This window comes from Pseudomonas sp. DR208, assembly GCF_019823005.1.
GTDB classification, from domain to species: domain Bacteria; phylum Pseudomonadota; class Gammaproteobacteria; order Pseudomonadales; family Pseudomonadaceae; genus Aquipseudomonas; species Aquipseudomonas extremorientalis.
Map to the genome: position 1 here is coordinate 5,515,930 of NZ_CP081944.1, position 17,908 is coordinate 5,533,837.

Annotated in this window: 14 protein-coding genes; 9 read left to right on the plus strand and 5 right to left on the minus strand. The window is 60.0% G+C overall.

Translation table 11 applies throughout. The annotated features are described in order from the left end of the window. Positions 1–34 precede the first annotated feature (34 nt). The 9 genes from K5K89_RS24915 to K5K89_RS24955 all read left to right on the plus strand — a co-directional run bounded on the left by K5K89_RS24915 (position 35) and on the right by K5K89_RS24955 (position 12,691). Complete coding sequence (locus K5K89_RS24915; protein ID WP_071490008.1) at positions 35–1,429, plus strand: polynucleotide adenylyltransferase PcnB; 1,395 nt, start codon at positions 35–37, stop codon at positions 1,427–1,429. A 2-nt stretch (positions 1,430–1,431) separates the two neighbouring features. Then, positions 1,432–1,929, plus strand: a complete 498-nt coding sequence (gene folK / locus K5K89_RS24920; protein ID WP_222540435.1) for a 2-amino-4-hydroxy-6-hydroxymethyldihydropteridine diphosphokinase — start codon at positions 1,432–1,434, stop codon at positions 1,927–1,929. Positions 1,930–2,143: 214 nt separating this feature from the next. Beyond that, the gene (gene panB / locus K5K89_RS24925) at positions 2,144–2,944 is read left to right on the plus strand and encodes a 3-methyl-2-oxobutanoate hydroxymethyltransferase (RefSeq protein ID WP_071490006.1); all 801 of its coding nucleotides are present in this window, start codon (positions 2,144–2,146) and stop codon (positions 2,942–2,944) included. Continuing rightward, positions 2,941–3,792 carry a pantoate--beta-alanine ligase gene (panC, locus tag K5K89_RS24930; protein WP_222540436.1) on the plus strand — a complete coding sequence of 284 codons (852 nt, stop codon included), beginning with the start codon at positions 2,941–2,943 and terminating at the stop codon, positions 3,790–3,792. The genes panB and panC overlap by 4 nt, the downstream gene beginning before the upstream one ends. A 224-nt stretch (positions 3,793–4,016) precedes the next feature. Continuing rightward, the gene (pgi, locus tag K5K89_RS24935; protein WP_071490004.1) at positions 4,017–5,681 is read left to right on the plus strand and encodes a glucose-6-phosphate isomerase; all 1,665 of its coding nucleotides are present in this window, start codon (positions 4,017–4,019) and stop codon (positions 5,679–5,681) included. A gap of 105 nt (positions 5,682–5,786) precedes the next feature. Then, a complete protein-coding gene (acs, locus tag K5K89_RS24940; RefSeq protein WP_222540437.1) occupies positions 5,787–7,724 on the plus strand; it encodes an acetate--CoA ligase in 1,938 nt (645 codons plus the stop codon). 16 nt (positions 7,725–7,740) lie between these two features. Next, positions 7,741–8,610, plus strand: a complete 870-nt coding sequence (locus K5K89_RS24945; RefSeq protein WP_071490002.1) for an oxygenase MpaB family protein — start codon at positions 7,741–7,743, stop codon at positions 8,608–8,610. Positions 8,611–8,667: 57 nt separating this feature from the next. Next, the gene (locus K5K89_RS24950; protein WP_093514391.1) at positions 8,668–9,684 is read left to right on the plus strand and encodes a class I SAM-dependent rRNA methyltransferase; all 1,017 of its coding nucleotides are present in this window, start codon (positions 8,668–8,670) and stop codon (positions 9,682–9,684) included. Between the two features lie 88 nt (positions 9,685–9,772). After that, the gene (locus tag K5K89_RS24955) at positions 9,773–12,691 is read left to right on the plus strand and encodes a DUF748 domain-containing protein (RefSeq protein ID WP_222540438.1); all 2,919 of its coding nucleotides are present in this window, start codon (positions 9,773–9,775) and stop codon (positions 12,689–12,691) included. 162 nt (positions 12,692–12,853) lie between these two features. Here K5K89_RS24955 and K5K89_RS24960 read toward each other — a convergent pair whose 3' ends face one another. The 5 genes from K5K89_RS24960 to rbfA form a co-directional block, all read right to left on the minus strand. Further along, positions 12,854–13,474, minus strand: a complete 621-nt coding sequence (locus K5K89_RS24960; RefSeq protein ID WP_071489999.1) for a BON domain-containing protein — start codon at positions 13,472–13,474, stop codon at positions 12,854–12,856. 297 nt (positions 13,475–13,771) lie between these two features. After that, positions 13,772–15,877 carry a polyribonucleotide nucleotidyltransferase gene (pnp, locus tag K5K89_RS24965; protein WP_222540439.1) on the minus strand — a complete coding sequence of 702 codons (2,106 nt, stop codon included), beginning with the start codon at positions 15,875–15,877 and terminating at the stop codon, positions 13,772–13,774. A 194-nt stretch (positions 15,878–16,071) separates the two neighbouring features. After that, positions 16,072–16,341 (minus strand): 30S ribosomal protein S15, encoded by a 270-nt coding sequence (gene rpsO, locus K5K89_RS24970; protein ID WP_003177875.1) that lies wholly within the window; start codon positions 16,339–16,341, stop codon positions 16,072–16,074. Between the two features lie 115 nt (positions 16,342–16,456). Further along, the gene (truB, locus tag K5K89_RS24975) at positions 16,457–17,374 is read right to left on the minus strand and encodes a tRNA pseudouridine(55) synthase TruB (RefSeq protein WP_222540440.1); all 918 of its coding nucleotides are present in this window, start codon (positions 17,372–17,374) and stop codon (positions 16,457–16,459) included. A gap of 3 nt (positions 17,375–17,377) precedes the next feature. Further along, entirely contained in the window at positions 17,378–17,773 is a 396-nt protein-coding gene (rbfA, locus tag K5K89_RS24980; RefSeq protein ID WP_003176137.1) for a 30S ribosome-binding factor RbfA, read from the minus strand. Between the last annotated feature and the right edge of the window lie 135 nt (positions 17,774–17,908).

The following is a 17,908-nucleotide window of genomic DNA, read 5'->3' on the forward strand; positions in this document are numbered from 1 at the left end:
TTATGGCCGAACATTCCTTCAAACAGTGCATCCCATGCTGAAGAAGTTGTTCCAGTCATTCCGTTCTCCCTTGCGTCGTACGCAACACAAACGCAGCACGCCTGAAGTGCTCAACAGCAGCCAGCATTCGCTGCAACGCGCTCAATTCAGCCGTTATGCCGTGAATATCGTCGAACGTTTGCAGAACGCCGGCTACCAGGCTTATCTGGTGGGCGGTTGTGTACGCGACATGCTGCTCAATATCACGCCCAAGGACTTCGACGTCGCCACCAGCGCCACGCCTGAGCAAGTGCGTGCCGAATTTCGCAATGCGCGGATCATCGGCCGGCGCTTCAAGCTGGTGCATATCCACTTCGGTCGCGAAATCATCGAAGTTGCGACGTTCCGCGCCGGCCACCCGCAAAACGATGAAGAGGAAGACACCAATCAGTCTTCCCGCAACGAAAGCGGGCGCATCCTGCGTGACAACGTCTACGGTACCCTCGAGGAAGACGCGCAGCGCCGCGACTTCACCATCAATGCCTTGTATTACGATCCGGTCAGCGAGCGCATTCTCGATTACGCCAATGGCGTACACGATATCCGCAACAACCTGATCCGCCTGATCGGTGACCCGGTCCAGCGCTACCAGGAAGACCCGGTGCGCATGCTGCGTGCAGTGCGTTTTGCCGCCAAGCTCAACTTCGGCATCGAGAAACACACCGCCGCGCCGATTCGCGAACTGGCACCGATGCTGCGGGAGATCCCTTCGGCGCGCCTGTTCGAAGAAGTGTTGAAGCTGTTCCTCTCGGGCTACGCCGCCGACACCTTCGAAATGCTCGTCGACCTGCAGTTATTCGACCCACTGTTCCCGGCCAGCGCCGAGGCGCTGGAATACAACCCGACGTACACCCACACCCTGATCAGCGAAGCACTGATCAACACCGACCTGCGCATCAAGCAGAATAAGCCGGTCACCCCGGCGTTCCTGTTTGCCGCCCTGTTGTGGCCGGCCCTGCCCAAGCGCGTGCTGCGCCTGCAGGAGCGTGGCATGCCGCCGATCCCGGCCATGCAGGAAGCCGCCCATGAGCTGATCGCCGAGCAGTGCCAGCGCATCGCCATTCCCAAACGGTTCACCATACCGATCCGTGAGATCTGGGACATGCAGGAGCGCCTGCCACGTCGCAGTGGCAAACGTGCCGACCTGTTGCTGGACAACCCGCGTTTCCGCGCCGGCTACGACTTCCTTTTGTTGCGTGAGAGCGCCGGCGAGCAGACCGACGGCCTGGGCGAATGGTGGACCGACTACCAGGACGCCAATGACAGCGAACGCCGCGACATGATCCGTGACCTCGGCAGCAAAGGCGATGGCGAAGGCGCCGGGCCGAAGAAGCGTCGCCGCAGCAGCAGCAAGCGCAAGCGCAGCGCGGCCGACGCCTCGGGCGAATAAGCGTGGAACGCATCTACATCGGCATGGGCAGCAACCTGGCGGCCCCGGATCAGCAATTGCGCAGCGCTATCGAAGCACTGGCGCAATTGCCCGGCACGCACGTCACCGGTGTCTCTGCCTTCTATCAAAGTGACTCCCTGCTCCCGGGCCAACCGCGCTATACCAATGCAGTGGCCGCCCTTGACAGTAACCTCGCCCCTCTTGAGCTGCTGGATGCGCTGCAAGCCATCGAGAACGACCAGGGCCGCGAACGCCTCGAGCGCTGGGGCCCGCGCACGCTTGACCTGGACATCCTGCTGTTTGGCGATCGCCTGATCGACGAACCGCGTCTCAAGGTGCCGCACTACCAGATGCACCTGAGGGCTTTTGTGCTGTACCCGTTGGCCGAACTGGCGCCCGCCAGCCTGGCGTTACCCGATGGCCAAACCCTCAACGAACTGCTTGAAGCCTGCCCGTTTGTCGGTCTTGAACGGCTCACCGTTGCTGAATCGCGTCAGTAACAGCGGTAACACCGTCATCGTAACAATGCGGTAACACATCCAATTGACTTCCCGTGTCCTCCTCACGACTATAGGCGTCCCGCTGCCGCCACCCCGGCGCTGAAGGGCGCAATCCAGGCCTTATAAGCACTGCTCTCAAGACAGTGCGCCTGTATAAACGAAGACTCACGCGCGTTACTCGCTGTTTCCAAGCGCCTGAACGAGGACCCTTTTCATGCCAGACATTACCCTGACCACCTTGCAGAGCCTCAAGCTCAAAGGTGAAAAAATCGCCATGCTGACCTGCTACGACGCCACGTTCGCCCACGCCAGTTGCCAGGCCGGGGTTGAAGTGCTGCTGGTGGGCGACTCCCTGGGCATGGTTCTTCAAGGGAATGACAGCACCCTGCCCGTCACCACCGATGAACTTGCGTACCACACCGCCAGCGTCAAGCGCGGTAACGATGGCGCCTTCATCATCGCCGACCTGCCGTTCATGGGTTACGCGACGCTCGAACAGACCTTCCAGAATGCCGGCAAGCTGATGCAAGCCGGCGCGCACATGATCAAAATTGAAGGCGCGTTATGGCTCGCCGAGTCGATCCGCCTGCTCGCGGAACGCGGCGTGCCGGTATGTGTGCACATGGGCCTGACGCCGCAGTCGGTGAACATCCTTGGCGGCTATAAGGTCCAGGGCCGGAATGAGGCCCAGGCGCGCCAGATGCGTGCGGACGCCATCGCCCTGGAACAGGCCGGCGCGGCCATGATCCTGCTCGAATGTGTGCCGAGCGAGTTGGCGGCAGAAATCACCCAGGCCGTGAAAGTGCCAGTAATCGGTATCGGCGCAGGTTCGGCCACCGATGGCCAGGTGCTGGTGCTGCATGACATGCTCGGCCTGTCGATCAGCGGTCGTGTGCCTAAGTTCGTGAAGAACTTCATGGCTGGCCAGAGCAGCATCCATGACGCCTTGAGCGCCTACGTCGCCGAAGTCAAAGGCGTGACTTTCCCGGCCGCCGAACATGGGTTCTCTGCATGAACACCGTTAAAACCGTACGTGAACTGCGGGCCGCCGTAACCCATGCCCGCAGCGCCGGCAAGCGTATCGGCTTTGTGCCGACCATGGGCAACCTGCACAGCGGCCACGCCACCCTGGTGACCAAGGCCGCCCAGCAGGCGGATTTCGTGGTCGCCAGCATCTTCGTCAACCCGCTGCAATTTGGCGCCGGCGAAGACCTGGACAAATACCCCCGCACCCTGGCCGCCGATCAGGAAAAGTTGCTGCAGGCCGGCTGCAACCTGCTCTTCGCACCTACCGTCGAGGAAATGTACCCCGGCGGCATGACCGGCCAGACCCGTGTCAGCGTGCCGCAACTGTCCGAAGGCCTGTGCGGCGCCAGCCGTCCCGGGCATTTCGAAGGCGTGGCGACGGTGGTCAGCAAGCTGTTCAACATGGTGCAGCCGGACATGGCCGTGTTTGGGCAGAAGGATTACCAGCAACTGGCCGTGATCCGCGCCATGGTGCATGACCTGAACATGCCGATCCAGATCATCGGCGAGCCCACCGTGCGCGCCGACGACGGCCTGGCGCTGTCGTCGCGCAACGGCTACCTCAGCGACGAACAGCGCGCCATTGCGCCGGTGCTGTACCGCAGCCTCAGCCAGATAGACGCTGCGATCAAGGCCGGTGACCATGACTTCGCCAAGCTGCGCGCCGAACAGGTCCGCCAGATCGAAGCCGCCGGGCTGCGCCTGGACTACCTCGAAGTGCGCCAAGGCGTGCATTTGCGCCCGGCCACGGCCGAAGATCGGGATATCGTGATCCTGGTCGCCGCCTACTTGGGGGCCACCCGTCTCATCGATAACCTGCATCTGATCCTCGACTGACCCTTCCAGTTGCCCTCCTCACTGCGTAAATAAAAAGTGCCGGTATAAAAAAGTACCGGCCTTAGCGCAGACAAAGCCAAGACATATCGACACGCTAGGTTTAATGTAATCGCCCTGCGCTATGGTTAGCGCTGTCTGGAACCCATTGCTTGATCAAAGACTGGATGTTCCAGGCAAATAAGTGTCCTAAAGGCAGTCCCCGTAATAAAAGGAAACCCGCAGCGATGGCGTACTACCGCACCCCTCATGACGTTACCGCTCTGCCCGCCTGGCAAGCGCTCAATCAACATCGCCAAGCCATGCAGGATTTCAGCATGCGCGAAGCGTTCAATGCCGATCCTCAGCGTTTTTCCCAGTTCACCTTGAGCAGCTGCGGACTTTTCCTCGATTACTCGAAAAACCTGATCACCGGCGAAACCCGTGACCTGCTGGTAAACCTCGCCAAAGAGGTCCACCTCAAGGAAGCCATTGACGCGCTGTACAAAGGCGAACCGGTCAACTCGTCGGAAGGCCGCCCAGCGCTGCACACCGCACTGCGCCGTCCGGTGGGTGACAAGCTGTCGGTCAACGGCGTGAACATCATGCCGGACGTGCACAAAGTGCTGAACCAGATCACCGACCTGGTCGGCCGCATCCACGACGGCCTGTGGCGTGGCTACACCGAGAAGCCGATCACCGACGTGGTGAACATCGGTATCGGTGGCTCGTTCCTCGGCCCGGAGCTGGTCTCCGAAGCGCTGCTGTCCTACGCCCACAAAGGCGTGCGCTGCCACTACCTGGCGAACATCGACGGCAGCGAGTTCCACGAGCTGACCCTGAAGCTGCGCGCCGAGACCACGCTGTTCATCGTCTCGTCGAAATCCTTCAACACCCTCGAAACCCTGAAAAACGCCCAGGCCGCCCGTGCCTGGTACCTGGCCCAGGGTGGCTCGGAAGCCGAGCTGTATCGCCACTTCATCGCCGTGTCGAGCAACAACGCGGCGGCCGTGGCCTTCGGAATTCGCGAAGAAAACATCTTCCCGATGTGGGACTGGGTCGGCGGCCGTTACTCGCTGTGGTCGGCCATCGGCTTGCCGATCGCCCTGGCCATCGGCATGTCCAACTTCAAGGAACTGCTGTCCGGTGCCTACACCATGGACCAGCATTTCCAGAACGCCCCGTTCGAACAGAACATGCCGGTGCTGCTGGGCTTGCTGGGCGTGTGGTACGGCAACTTCTGGGGCGCGCAGAGCCACGCGATCCTGCCGTACGACCACTACCTGCGTAACATCACCAAACACTTGCAACAGCTGGACATGGAATCCAACGGCAAGAGCGTGCGCCAGGACGGTACGCCCGTCGCTACCGATACCGGCCCGGTGATCTGGGGCGGCGTTGGCTGCAACGGCCAGCACGCTTACCACCAGTTGCTGCACCAGGGGACCCAACTGATCCCGGCCGACTTTATCGTGCCGATCGTCAGCTTCAATCCGGTGTCCGACCACCATCAATGGCTGTACGCCAACTGCCTGTCCCAGAGCCAGGCGCTGATGCTCGGCAAGACCCGCGCCGAAGCGGAAGCCGAGCTGCGCGACAAAGGTATCCCGGAAGACGAAGTGCAGAAGCTGGCACCGCACAAGGTGATTCCGGGCAACCGCCCGAGCAACACCCTCGTGGTCGAACGCATCAGCCCGCGTCGCCTGGGCGCCCTGGTAGCCATGTACGAACACAAAGTGTTCGTACAGAGCGTGATCTGGGGTATCAACGCCTTCGACCAATGGGGTGTGGAGCTGGGCAAGGAGCTGGGCAAGGGCGTCTACAACCGCCTGACCGGCGCCGAAGAGACCTCGGCCGAGGACGCTTCGACCCAGGGCCTGATCAATTACTTCCGCGGTCGTCACCGCGGCTGATCCAGGTTTTGCAAGGCCAACGTCCATTTGGAGGTTGGCCTTGAACCCTACCCCTGCCGGGTGCATCTTTATGACTTGTCGCAAAAACAAGAATAAGGATCGCTCATGTTCGATATCAGCACGTTCCCCACCGCCGATGCCGTCCGCCGGGCTGCGCAACTCAGTCAAGAGGACTATCAGCGCCTCTACCGCCAATCCATCGAACAGCCGGATACCTTCTGGGCTGAACAGGCCGAGCGCTTTCTCGACTGGATAACCCCCTGGCACACCGTTCAACGCTCAGACATCCACACCGGCACCGCCCAATGGTTTGCCGGTGGTCAACTCAACGTCAGCTACAACTGCATCGACCGTCACCTGGCGCAACGCGCCGATCAGCCGGCCTTCATCTGGGAAGGCGATGATCCGGCAAAATCTTCAAAAATCACCTACCACCAACTGCACCAGAACGTCAGCCGCCTGGCCAATGTGCTGAAAAGCCGTGGCGTGAAGAAAGGCGACCGGGTATGCATCTACATGCCGATGATCCCGGAGGCCGCCTACGCCATGCTCGCCTGCACACGGATTGGCGCGGTGCACTCCGTGGTGTTTGGTGGTTTCTCGCCGGATGCCTTGCGTGACCGTATTCTCGATGCCGACTGCCGCACGGTGATCACCGCAGACGAAGGCGTGCGCGGCGGCAAGCCCGTTGCACTGAAGCAGAATGTCGACAAGGCCCTGGCCAGTTGTCCGAATGTGAGCACGGTGCTGGTAGTGGAGCGCACCGGAGCGACCGTTGACTGGAGCGAAGGTCGCGACCTCAAGTATCAACAAGCCCTGGATGCGGCCAGCAGCGACTGCCCGCCCGAGCCGATGGACGCCGAAGACCCGCTCTTCATCCTCTACACCTCCGGCAGTACCGGCAAACCCAAGGGCGTGCTGCACACCACCGGCGGCTACCTGCTGCAAGCGGCGATGACCGTCAAGTACGTACTCGACTACCGCGACGGCGAAGTGTTCTGGTGCACCGCCGATGTGGGCTGGGTCACCGGCCACAGTTACATCGTGTACGGCCCGCTGGCCAATGGCGCGACCTCGCTGATGTTCGAAGGCGTGCCGAGCTATCCGGACAGTTCGCGCTTCTGGCAGGTGATCGACAAGCACCAGGTCAACATCTTCTACACCGCGCCCACCGCCCTGCGTGCGCTGATGCGCGAAGGCCACGGCCCGCTGGAAAATACCTCGCGCGCCAGCCTGCGCCTGCTGGGCAGCGTCGGCGAACCGATCAACCCGGAGGCCTGGGACTGGTACTTCAATGCCGTGGGCGAACAGCGCTGCCCGATTGTGGATACCTGGTGGCAGACCGAGACTGGCGGCATCATGCTCAGCCCACTGGTCAGCGCTCAGCGAATCAAGCCAGGGTGCGCGACCCAGCCAATGTTCGGCGTACAGCCGGTACTCCTCGATGAACACGGCAAGGAATTCAGCGGCGCCGGCAGTGGCGTACTGGCGATCAAAGCCAGCTGGCCGGGGCAGATCCGCAGTGTGTACGGCGATCCGCAGCGCATGGTCGACACCTACTTCAAACCCTACCCCGGCTACTACTTCACCGGTGACGGCGCACGCCGCGATGAAGACGGCGATTATTGGATCACCGGGCGCATCGACGATGTGATCAACGTGTCAGGCCATCGCATCGGCACTGCCGAGGTAGAAAGCGCCCTGGTGCTGCACGACCAGGTGGCCGAGGCCGCCGTGGTGGGCTATCCCCATGATGTCAAAGGCCAGGGCATCTATGCCTTTGTCACCCCCATGAATGGCGTGGAACCCAGCGATGCGTTAAAAAAACACCTGCTGGATCTGGTCAGCAAAGAAATTGGCAGCTTCGCCAAGCCGGAACTGATCCAATGGGCCCCGGCCTTGCCGAAAACCCGTTCCGGCAAAATCATGCGCAGGATCTTGCGCAAGATTGCCTGCAACGAACTGGACAGCCTGGGTGACACCTCGACCCTGGCCGATCCGAGCGTGGTCGACGGTTTGATCGACAAACGCCTGAACCGATAGGAAAACCCACGTCGCCATGGAATTTATCCGCAGCCGTATCGAAACCCAGTTGATGAGCCTGACCGGCCTGTCGCTGGGCCAACTGGACCTGGAAAATCCCAAGGGCGACCCAGGCTTGTTCGGGCCCGACTCGGTGAGTTGGCAAGTGCATGGCGACTTCAGCAGCATGCTCATCGGCGGCATCAGCGCCTTGATGCTGCAAGCCTTGCATCCGCTGGCCCTGGCGGGCGTGTGGGACCATTCCAACTTTCGCCAGGACATGCTCGGGCGCTTGCGGCGGACCTCGCAGTTCATTTCGGGCACGACGTTCGGCTCGCGCAGAGACGCCGAATGGCTGATCGAAAAAGTCCGCACCATTCACTTGCAGGTGGTCGGCCACGCCCCGGATGGCCGGCCTTATGCGGCCAGCGACCCGGAATTGCTGACCTGGGTGCATGTGGCGGAGGTCAGTCACTTCCTGGCCGCTCACTTGCGTTATTGCAACCCGCACCTGTCCGGTCGCGACCAGGACCGTTACTACAGTGAAATTGCCTTGGTCGCTGAACAGCTGGGTGCGCGGCATGTTCCGCGTTCTCGGCAGGACGTTTCGGATTATCTGGCTCGCATCCGCCCGCAATTGCTGTGCGACGATCGCAGCCGCGAAGTGCTGCGGCTACTGCTGAATGCTCCCTCCCCCAGCCTGCTGGCCAAGCCATTTGGCAGCTTGATGATGCGCGCCGGGATCGACCTGCTGCCGGATTGGGCCAGCGCGATGCTCGACCAGCACCAGAGCCCGCTGCAACGCCAGATGATCCGTGCCGGCGTCAAACGCAGTGCCCCGATGTTGCGCTGGGCGATGCGCAATGGCTCTGTGCAACGCGCCCATCGCCGGATGGGGTTGATGTAGGCGACGGCGCATAGCTGTTAAACTTCGCGCCCTCAATTCCCCAGCAAGGCGCGCTCCATGTCTCCCTTGAATCAGGCGCTGCGCGCCGCCCTCGATCATCGCCAAGACCTGATCAGCGAGTTGCACGCCCAAGGCACCGACTGTTACCGGCTGTTCCATGGCAGCCAGGAAGGCGCCGGGGGCCTGACCATCGACCGCTACGGCCCGCAGTTGCTGGTGCAGAGTTTCCACCAATCCCTGGAAACCGCCGACCTGCTGGACCTGCATCAACAGGTCAACCAGTACATGGGCCTGGAGTTGCTGCTGGTGTACAACGATCGCGCCCGTGGCAATTCGCGCATCGACCGCGAAGACACGGTGTATCGCGCCGAACCCGCCGCACTGCAGGACCTGGTTGGCCACGAGTGGGGCCTCAGTTACCGCGTGCGTGGGCGGCATGCCGGGCAGGACCCGCTGCTGTTCCTCGACCTGCGTAACACCCGCGGCTGGGTCAAGGCCAACAGCGCCGGAAAAAGCGTGCTCAACCTGTTCGCCTACACCTGCGGCGTGGGCCTGAGCGCAGCCGCCGGTGGCGCCCGCGAGGTGTGCAACCTGGACTTTGCCGAGGGCAACCTGGCGGTCGGTCGCGAAAACGGCTTGCTGAACCCGCAATTGCCGAGCATGGAGTTCGTACAGTCCGACTACTTCCCGGCGATTCGCCAATTGGCAGGCCTGCCGATCACCCAGCGCCGTGGGCAAAAGCTACCGAGTTATCCGCGCCTGGAGCAACGTCAATACGACCTGGTGCTGCTGGATCCACCGGCCTGGGCCAAGAGCGCGTTCGGCACCGTCGACCTGCTGCGCGACTACCAGAGCCTGCTCAAGCCAGCCCTGCTGGCCACCGCTGACAATGGCGTGCTGATCTGCTGCAACAACCTGGCGAAAGTCAGCATGGAGGATTGGCGCGAACAGGTGCTGCGCTGCGCGGAAAAAGCCGGGCGCCCGGTGCGTGACTGGAAAATCATGACGCCTGGAGCGGACTTCCCGTCCCAGGATCAGCAACCGCCCCTGAAAACCCTGATACTCCAACTGTAAGACGTTTCTCAAAGGCCCTTGCTCTTCGGAACCGAAAACCCGTGCCATACTCCAAGGCACTCCTGTTTGACATAGATGGCGCCGCCCCATGCCCAAAGGATTGATTCGCGCCGCTGGCGCCTTGTTGACCGCCCTTGCCCTGTACAGCTTGCTGGGCTTTTTGATTCTCCCCGGCATCGCCCTTCGCATCGCCAACCAGCAGTTGGCCAATTACGCCACGGTGCCGGCGCGGATCGAGCGAATCGAGCTCAACCCGTTCAGCCTGGAATTAACCCTGTGGGGCCTGAAGATCGGTGAACCCGGCAAGGAACAAGTCGGGTTCGAACGCCTCTACGCCAACCTGCAGATCGACAGCCTCTGGACCCGCGCCCTGCACCTGGCCGATATACAGCTGGACAAACCCAAGACCGAGCTGCTGTTCGACAAGTCCGGCCAACTCAACCTGGCGCAGTTGTTCAAACTGCCACCCAGCGAGCCAACACCGACCAATCCGGATACCAAACCGTTCCCTTTGCGTATCGACAGCATCAAGCTGGCCGGCGGCTACGTGCATTTCGAAGACTTGCGCCCCAGCGAGCCCATCGAATTCCTCTACGACACACTCGACTTCGAGCTGAAGAACCTCAGCACCCTGCCCGAAGACAATGCCGACATGACCCTGGTCGCAGCCGGCCCCGCAGGTGGACAGATCGACTGGAAAGGCAATTTCAGCCTGGTGCCGATCACCTCCGAAGGCACGTTGAAGGTCACCAACGGCAAGATGAAAGCCTGGTGGCCCTATGTACGTGACGCGCTGCCACTGGTGCTTGAAGACGGCGTGCTCAACTTCAGCACCGAGTACAAATTCAGCCTGGCCAAAGAGACCGAACTGAACCTGACCAACACCGCCGCCAGCATCGCGCCCTTTGCCATCAAGGCACCGGACGGCCGCCCATTGGTGCGCCTGGAGCGCCTGGACGTCAGCGAGACCACGGTGGACCTGGCCAAGCAGCAAGTGGTGGTCGGCAAGATCCGCAGTAACAAACTGGAGACCTGGGCGGCCCTTGAGGCTGACGGGCAACTGGACTGGCAGAAACTGTTCGCCAGCCAGCCGAGCAAACCGGCCAAGGCGCCCGAAGCGAAAAACGCACCCGCCACCGCCGACTCGCCAAAAGCCGAACCCGCCGCGCCAAGCAAACCGTGGCAAGTGCTGCTCAAGGACGTGCAACTGCGTAACTACCAGGTGCACCTGGCCGATCGACAGGCCAAGCCAGCAGTAGCGCTGGAACTCGGCCCGTTGAACGTCGACATGCAGAATTTCGACAGCCTCAACCGGAGCCCGTTTACCGTGAAGGTCGACTCCGGCGTGGGCAAGCAAGGCAAGCTCCAGGCGACCGGCGAGGTCAACCTCGACCCGGTCAGTGCCAGGCTGAAAGTGAATACCCAGGACATCGACCTGCGGGTGGCCCAGTCCTACATCAGCCCGTTCATTCGCCTGGAACTGCGCAGCGGTATGCTCGGCAGCAATCTTGATGTGAACCTCAAAAGCACCGATCCGCTGAAGTTGCAGGTCACAGGCCGGGCTCAGGTCGATCAATTGCACACCCTGGATACCCTCAAGACCCGCGACTTTCTCAAATGGCAGCGCCTGGTGCTCGAAGGCGTGAACTACCAGCACGGCGACAGCCTGTCGATCGACAAGGTCAACCTGCTGCAGCCGTATGCGCGCTTCATGATCAACGACGACCGCACCACCAACGTGGATGACCTGCTGATTCCACAAGCGCCCGACAAAGGTTCCAAACCCGCCAGCAAGGACAAGCCCCTGGGCATCCGCATCGGGCAGATTGCGATCAATGACGGCTCGGCCAATTTTGCCGATTTCAGCCTTACCCCCAACTTCGCCACCGCGATTCAACAGCTCAACGGGCAGATCGGCACTATCGACAGTCGGCAGGCCAAACCGGCCAGCGTCGATATCAAGGGCAAGGTTGATCGCTATGCGCCAGTGACTATCAAGGGCAGCGTGAACCCGTTCGACCCGATGGCGGCGCTGGACATTGCGACCAGCTTCAAGCGTGTCGAACTGACCACCCTGACGCCTTATTCCGGCAAGTTCGCTGGCTTCCGTATCCGCAAGGGACGACTGAACCTCGACCTGCACTACGTAATCACCAAAGGCCAGTTGAAGGCCGAGAACAAGGTGGTGGTTGAGCAATTGCAATTGGGCGAGAAAGTCGACAGCGCCGATGCCGTGGACTTGCCGATTCGCCTGGCCGTCGCGTTGCTCAAGGACAGTGATGGCAAGATCTCCATCGAATTGCCGGTAACCGGTGACTTGAACAACCCGCAATTCAGCGTGATGCCGATCGTATGGCAGACCCTGCGTAACCTCGTGGTACGCGCAGCAACGGCGCCGTTCAAGTTTATCGGTGGGTTGGTGACCGGTGGCGGCTCGGAAGATCTCGGTAATGTGTCGTTCGCCGCCGGTTCCAGCGAGTTGAACAAGGATGCCGAAAGCGCCTTGAACACACTGGCCAAAGCGCTGAAAGAGCGTCCTACCCTGCGCCTGGAAATTGAAGGCACCGCCGCAGCCAGCAGCGATGGGCCATTCCTTGCGGCCCAGCGGCTAGAGCGTGAATACCAGTACAACTACTACAAGATTCTTCAACGTCGCGGTGACAAAGTACCCGCCCAGGCGTCGTTGCTCATCGTACCCGAGAAGGAAAAAGCCCCCTTGCTGGAAGGCATCTACCGCACCCGCCTGAAACAACAACCGCCGGCCGAATGGAAGGACCTGAGCAGCGATGAGCGCAGCGCGAAGCTTCGCGACGGCGTGATCAAATTCTGGAGTGGCAGCGACGTACTGCTACGCCAACTTGGCCAGGACCGTGCCAGCACCATCAAGGATTACCTGGTGGATAAAGGCCAATTGGAAGATGACCGGGTGTACTTCATTGATGCCAATCTGGGCCAGGCGGAGAAAGATGGTCGCGTCGTTACGCCAATGCACCTGGATGCCGAATAAGCCCTGTAGGAACCGCCCACAATAGAACAGGCCCCGACAAAAGTGCCGGGGCCTGTAATGACCACATCCGTGTGGTCGGTCGCATGAACTCCAGAGGTGCATCGGGTGGATATCTAACTCACCCTAAGCCGCCGCCGTCTCGTTCAGACGAAGCTCCAAGGGTTACTCTGCTTTCAGGCCGTCGGCCGATACAGCTTTAACGCCTTTGATTTTCTTGGTGATGTTCACCGCGGTAGTTTTCTGAGCTTCAGTGACCGGGGTGGTCGAAGACAGGGACACTACACCTTTATTGGTTTCGACTTTGATGTCGGTACCAGGAATGCCTTTCTCGGTTACCAGGTCAGCTTTTACTTTGGTGGTGATCCAGGTATCGGAGGTGGACTCTTTAGCGCCTGCTGCTGCGCTTTTGGTTTTGTCGATGTTGTCCGCCTTGGTCGCGCCGCCAGCCAGCAGGCCGTCAGCCGAAACAGCGGTTACACCTTTGATTTTTTTGGTGATGGCTACGGCAGTCGCTTTTTGCGAGTCCGAGATAGCGACGTCAGAAGAAAGGGAAACCACGCCTTTATTGGTTTCAACCTTGATGTCGGAACCTGGAATACCTTTTTCGGTCAGCAGGTCAGCTTTGACTTTGGTAGTGATCCAAGTGTCGGAAGTAGCTTCTTTCGCCTTGGTGGCTTCACCCGCTGCAAGGGTCATTGGCGCTTGGGAAGTCTGGGCAAAGGCAACGTTAGCACCCATGGCCAGGGTCAGAGCGGTAGCAGTAGCGAGAGCGAACTTCTTCATACGAGTAACTCCTGTTTTATTGAAAGTCTGCAGTGTGTGAACCTTGATGCTGCAGCGTTAACAGGGTTATTGCAGGCAGTGTGCCAAGTCCGAATCACCAATAAAATCCTTTATAAACAACAAGTTATAAAAAATAGAAAATTTCGGATTCGTGCAACTTGCATGATGCCGCCCGTGCCTGCATGCAAGTTGCGGCTTTTGCTCTCATTTAAGCGTCTGATTTTTAGGTACTTTCCTGCATCCCAAAAAAAAGGACTCCGAAGAGTCCTTTTTTTCAGCGTGAAGCCTGGGGGGTGATTAAACGCCCGAAGCCTTGGCTGCTGCTACGTCCTTGATGGACAGCTTGATACGGCCGCGGTTGTCCACGTCCAGTACCAGCACTTCCACTTCCTGGCCTTCCTTCAGAATGTCGGTGACTTTCTCAACGCGAGCGTCGCTCAGCATGGAGATGTGCACCAGACCGTCCTTGCCAGGCAGGATGTTGACGAATGCGCCGAAGTCGACGATACGCTCAACCTTACCGACGTAGATCTTGCCGATCTCGGCCTCGGCAGTGATGCCCAGGACGCGCTGACGTGCTGCTTCAGCCGCTTCCTTGGTTTCGCCGAAGATCTTGATCGAGCCGTCGTCTTCGATATCGATCGAAGCCTTGGTTTCTTCGCAGATCGCACGAATGGTCGCGCCGCCTTTACCGATAACATCACGGATTTTGTCGGTGTCGATTTTCATCGCGATCATGGTCGGAGCATTTTCCGACAGCTCGGTGCGGGACTGACCAATGATCTGGTTCATCTGGCCGAGGATGTTCAGGCGCGCTTCCAGGGCTTGGCCCAGAGCGATTTCCATGATCTCTTCGGTGATGCCCTTGATCTTGATGTCCATCTGCAGCGCGGTCACACCTTTGGCGGTACCGGCTACCTTGAAGTCCATGTCGCCCAGGTGGTCTTCGTCGCCCAGGATGTCGGTCAGGACGGCGAACTTCTCGCCTTCTTTAACCAGGCCCATGGCGATACCGGCAACCGGCGCCTTCATCGGCACACCGGCGTCCATCAGTGCCAGGGAAGCACCGCAAACGGAAGCCATGGAGCTAGAACCGTTGGACTCGGTGATTTCCGACACGACACGGATGGTGTACGGGAACACGTCAGCGGCAGGCAGCATGGCCTGGACCGAACGGCGGGCCAGACGGCCGTGACCGATTTCGCGACGACCAGCCCCCCCCATGCGACCGCACTCGCCCACCGAGAACGGAGGGAAGTTGTAGTGCAGCATGAACGGGTCTTTTTTCTCGCCTTCCAGGGTGTCCAGCAACTGTGCGTCACGGGCGGTACCCAGGGTCGCGACTACCAGGGCCTGGGTTTCACCACGGGTGAACAGGGCCGAACCGTGAGTCTTCGGCAGAACGCCGACTTCGATGTTCAGCGGACGAACGGTGCGAGTGTCGCGACCGTCGATACGTGGCTTGCCGTTAACGATGTTTTCGCGAACGGTGCGGTATTCGATTTCGCCGAACGCCGCTTTTACTTCGCTGGAGGAAGGCTGGCCTTCTTCACCGGACAGCTTGGCCACAACCTGGTCCTTCAACTCGCCCAGGCGAGCGTAACGATCGGCCTTGACGGTGATGGTGTAGGCGTCGGAGATGGCAGCACCGAACTCGGAGCGGATAGCGCCCAGCAGTTCGGTGGCTTCAGCCTGTGGAGCCCAGGCCCAAGTTGGTTTGGCAGCTTCGGCAGCCAGTTCTTTAACCGCGTTGATCACGGACTGGAACTCGTCGTGAGCAAACAGTACCGCACCCAGCATCTGGTCTTCGGTCAGCTCTTTGGCTTCCGATTCAACCATCAGCACGGCTTCCGAGGTACCGGCAACGACCATGTCCAGGCTCGATGCTTTCAGTTGCTCGTAAGTCGGGTTCAGCAGGTAGCCGGTGCTTTCGTGGAACGCAACGCGGGCTGCGCCGATCGGGCCGTCGAAAGGAATACCGGAGATGGCCAGGGCCGCCGAGGTACCGATCATCGCAGCGATGTCCGGATCGGTCTTCTTGCTGGTGGAAACGACGGTGCAGACAACCTGCACTTCGTTCATGAAGCCTTCTGGGAACAGCGGACGGATCGGACGGTCGATCAGTCGGGAAGTCAGGGTTTCTTTCTCGGAAGGACGGCCTTCGCGCTTGAAGAAACCGCCAGGGATCTTACCGGCAGCGTAAGTCTTTTCCTGGTAGTGAACGGACAGGGGGAAAAAGCCTTTGCTCGGGTCAGCGGTCTTGGCGCCAACAACGGTCACCAGTACGGTAACGTCGTCATCAACGGTAACCAGCACTGCGCCGGAGGCTTGACGGGCGATACGGCCTGTCTCGAGGGTAACGGTCGACTGACCGAACTGGAATTTTTTGATAACCGGGTTCACGGTGTCCTACCTTCTTTGTGGCTCTTGGGGAACTTGTCTTCTTGCGAAATTCTTGGGCAATGCCGGGAATCGGCCCGACGCTCGTCCAGGGTAAAACGTGTATCCAGATAAAACTTGAGGCTGGGAGCCTGCCATGGGCCAGCGGGAATCCCACTGGCACACGGCAGACAACCAACCTCTAGCGCAATCGCTTATTAGCGACGCAGACCCAGGCGACCGATCAGAGTCTGATAACGACCCAGATCCTTGCCTTTCAGGTAGTCCAGCAGCTTACGGCGCTGGTTTACCATGCGGATCAGACCACGACGCGAGTGGTGGTCTTTACCGTTGGCCTTGAAGTGACCTTGCAGCTTGTTGATGTTGTGGGTCAGCAGTGCAACTTGCACTTCTGGCGAACCAGTGTCACCAACAGCTTGCTGATAGTCAGCAACGATTTGTGCTTTTTCTTGAACGTCGAGAGCCATGAGGCAATCCTTTTTTCAGGAAACCACCCAAAGGGCAGTTTCAACAGGCCAGGGACAAATCCCTGTATCTAAAAATGAGTGTTGACCGTGCCTGTTAACAGCCACACTCGTTCGGTCATTCTGACCGAATCAGTCGACGCGGCGCGATGCGCCCGTCTTCGCTCACTTCACCGATACCGATAAAGCGACCGTTATGATCCTGTACCCGCACCATGCCGAACTTCGGGGCATCCGGGGCACGTACCGGCTGGCCGTTGAGCCAGTAGAACGCGCTGTGCTCCGAAAAGTGCAGCAATGGCCAATCGAGCAAACCGCTGTCCGATGGCATCAGGAAGCGATCAACTGCTTCATTGCCGCCTTCGGCGTGTACCGCTTCCAACTCTTCCAGCGTGACCGTCTGGGCCAGACTGAAAGGACCGGCCTGGGTGCGCCGCAGTTCTGCAACGTACGCGCCGCAACCGAGCTTTTCACCAATATCTTCCACCAGGGTACGGATATAGGTGCCTTTGCTGCAGTCCACGGCCAACCGGGCGGTGTCGCCTTCACAGGCGAGCAATTCCAAGCGCGCAATAGTAACAGAACGCGGTTCGCGCTCCACTACTTCGCCCGCACGTGCCAGCTTGTAAAGAGGCTGGCCATCACGCTTGAGCGCCGAGTACATCGGCGGTATCTGACTGATTTCCCCACGAAAAGCGGGTAAAGCAGCTTCAATTTCAGCACGACCAACGGTCACGTCGCGAACCTGCAAAACATCACCTTCGGCGTCGGCCGTGGTGGTGGTCTTGCCCAGTTGCATCAGGGTTTCATAACCCTTGTCGGAGTCGAGCAGGTATTGGGAGAACTTGGTGGCCTCGCCAAAGCACAACGGCAACACGCCGGTGGCCAGTGGATCGAGGCTGCCGGTGTGCCCGGCCTTTTCGGCGTTGAGCAGCCAGCGGACCTTCTGCAACGCGGCGTTGGAGGTAAAGCCAATGGGCTTGTCGAGCAGAATGATGCCGCTGACGTTGCGACGGATACGTTTGACCTGAGCCACCGCTTACTCCTTGGCGTCTTCAGGTGTGGACGGGTGCTGGCTGTCTTCAGCCACGGCGCGCTCGATCAGGGCCGACAGATGTGCACCCCGCACGACGCTCTCATCGTAGTGAAAGTGCAGCTGAGGAACACTGCGCAGCTTCATTTCACGGGCCAACTGCATGCGCAGGAAGCCTGCAGCCGAGTTGAGCACCTTGATGCTTTGCGCGATTTCTTCGCTGTTGTCCTGCCCCATCACGGTGATGAAGATCTTGGCGTGACCCACGTCACGGCTCACTTCAACGGCGGTGATGGTGACCAGGCCAACGCGTGGGTCTTTGACTTCGCGACGGATCAATTGGGCCAGCTCGCGCTGCATCTGATCGCCGATACGCTGGGTACGGCTGTATTCTTTTGCCATGTCTTGTTACCTGTTACTGCCACACGGTGAAACCCGTGGGGTCTGAAAGCGGCAAACGCCCGGCCTGACAAAAGCCAGACCGGGCGTTGCGTTTAGAGTCCGTACGCTGCGCGGGGCAATTGCATGCCCACGCGT

What these genes read in the sequence shown, in the direction of transcription:
- rbfA (WP_003176137.1), bottom strand. Translation starts at nt 17,773, where the DNA reads ATGGCAAAAGAATACAGCCGTACCCAGCGTATCGGCGATCAGATGCAG.
- K5K89_RS24945 (WP_071490002.1), top strand. Translation starts at nt 7,741, where the DNA reads ATGGAATTTATCCGCAGCCGTATCGAAACCCAGTTGATGAGCCTGACC.
- pgi (WP_071490004.1), top strand. Translation starts at nt 4,017, where the DNA reads ATGGCGTACTACCGCACCCCTCATGACGTTACCGCTCTGCCCGCCTGG.
- K5K89_RS24955 (WP_222540438.1), top strand. Translation starts at nt 9,773, where the DNA reads ATGCCCAAAGGATTGATTCGCGCCGCTGGCGCCTTGTTGACCGCCCTT.
- acs (WP_222540437.1), top strand. Translation starts at nt 5,787, where the DNA reads ATGTTCGATATCAGCACGTTCCCCACCGCCGATGCCGTCCGCCGGGCT.
- rpsO (WP_003177875.1), bottom strand. Translation starts at nt 16,341, where the DNA reads ATGGCTCTCGACGTTCAAGAAAAAGCACAAATCGTTGCTGACTATCAG.
- panB (WP_071490006.1), top strand. Translation starts at nt 2,144, where the DNA reads ATGCCAGACATTACCCTGACCACCTTGCAGAGCCTCAAGCTCAAAGGT.
- panC (WP_222540436.1), top strand. Translation starts at nt 2,941, where the DNA reads ATGAACACCGTTAAAACCGTACGTGAACTGCGGGCCGCCGTAACCCAT.
- K5K89_RS24915 (WP_071490008.1), top strand. Translation starts at nt 35, where the DNA reads ATGCTGAAGAAGTTGTTCCAGTCATTCCGTTCTCCCTTGCGTCGTACG.
- K5K89_RS24960 (WP_071489999.1), bottom strand. Translation starts at nt 13,474, where the DNA reads ATGAAGAAGTTCGCTCTCGCTACTGCTACCGCTCTGACCCTGGCCATG.
- K5K89_RS24950 (WP_093514391.1), top strand. Translation starts at nt 8,668, where the DNA reads ATGTCTCCCTTGAATCAGGCGCTGCGCGCCGCCCTCGATCATCGCCAA.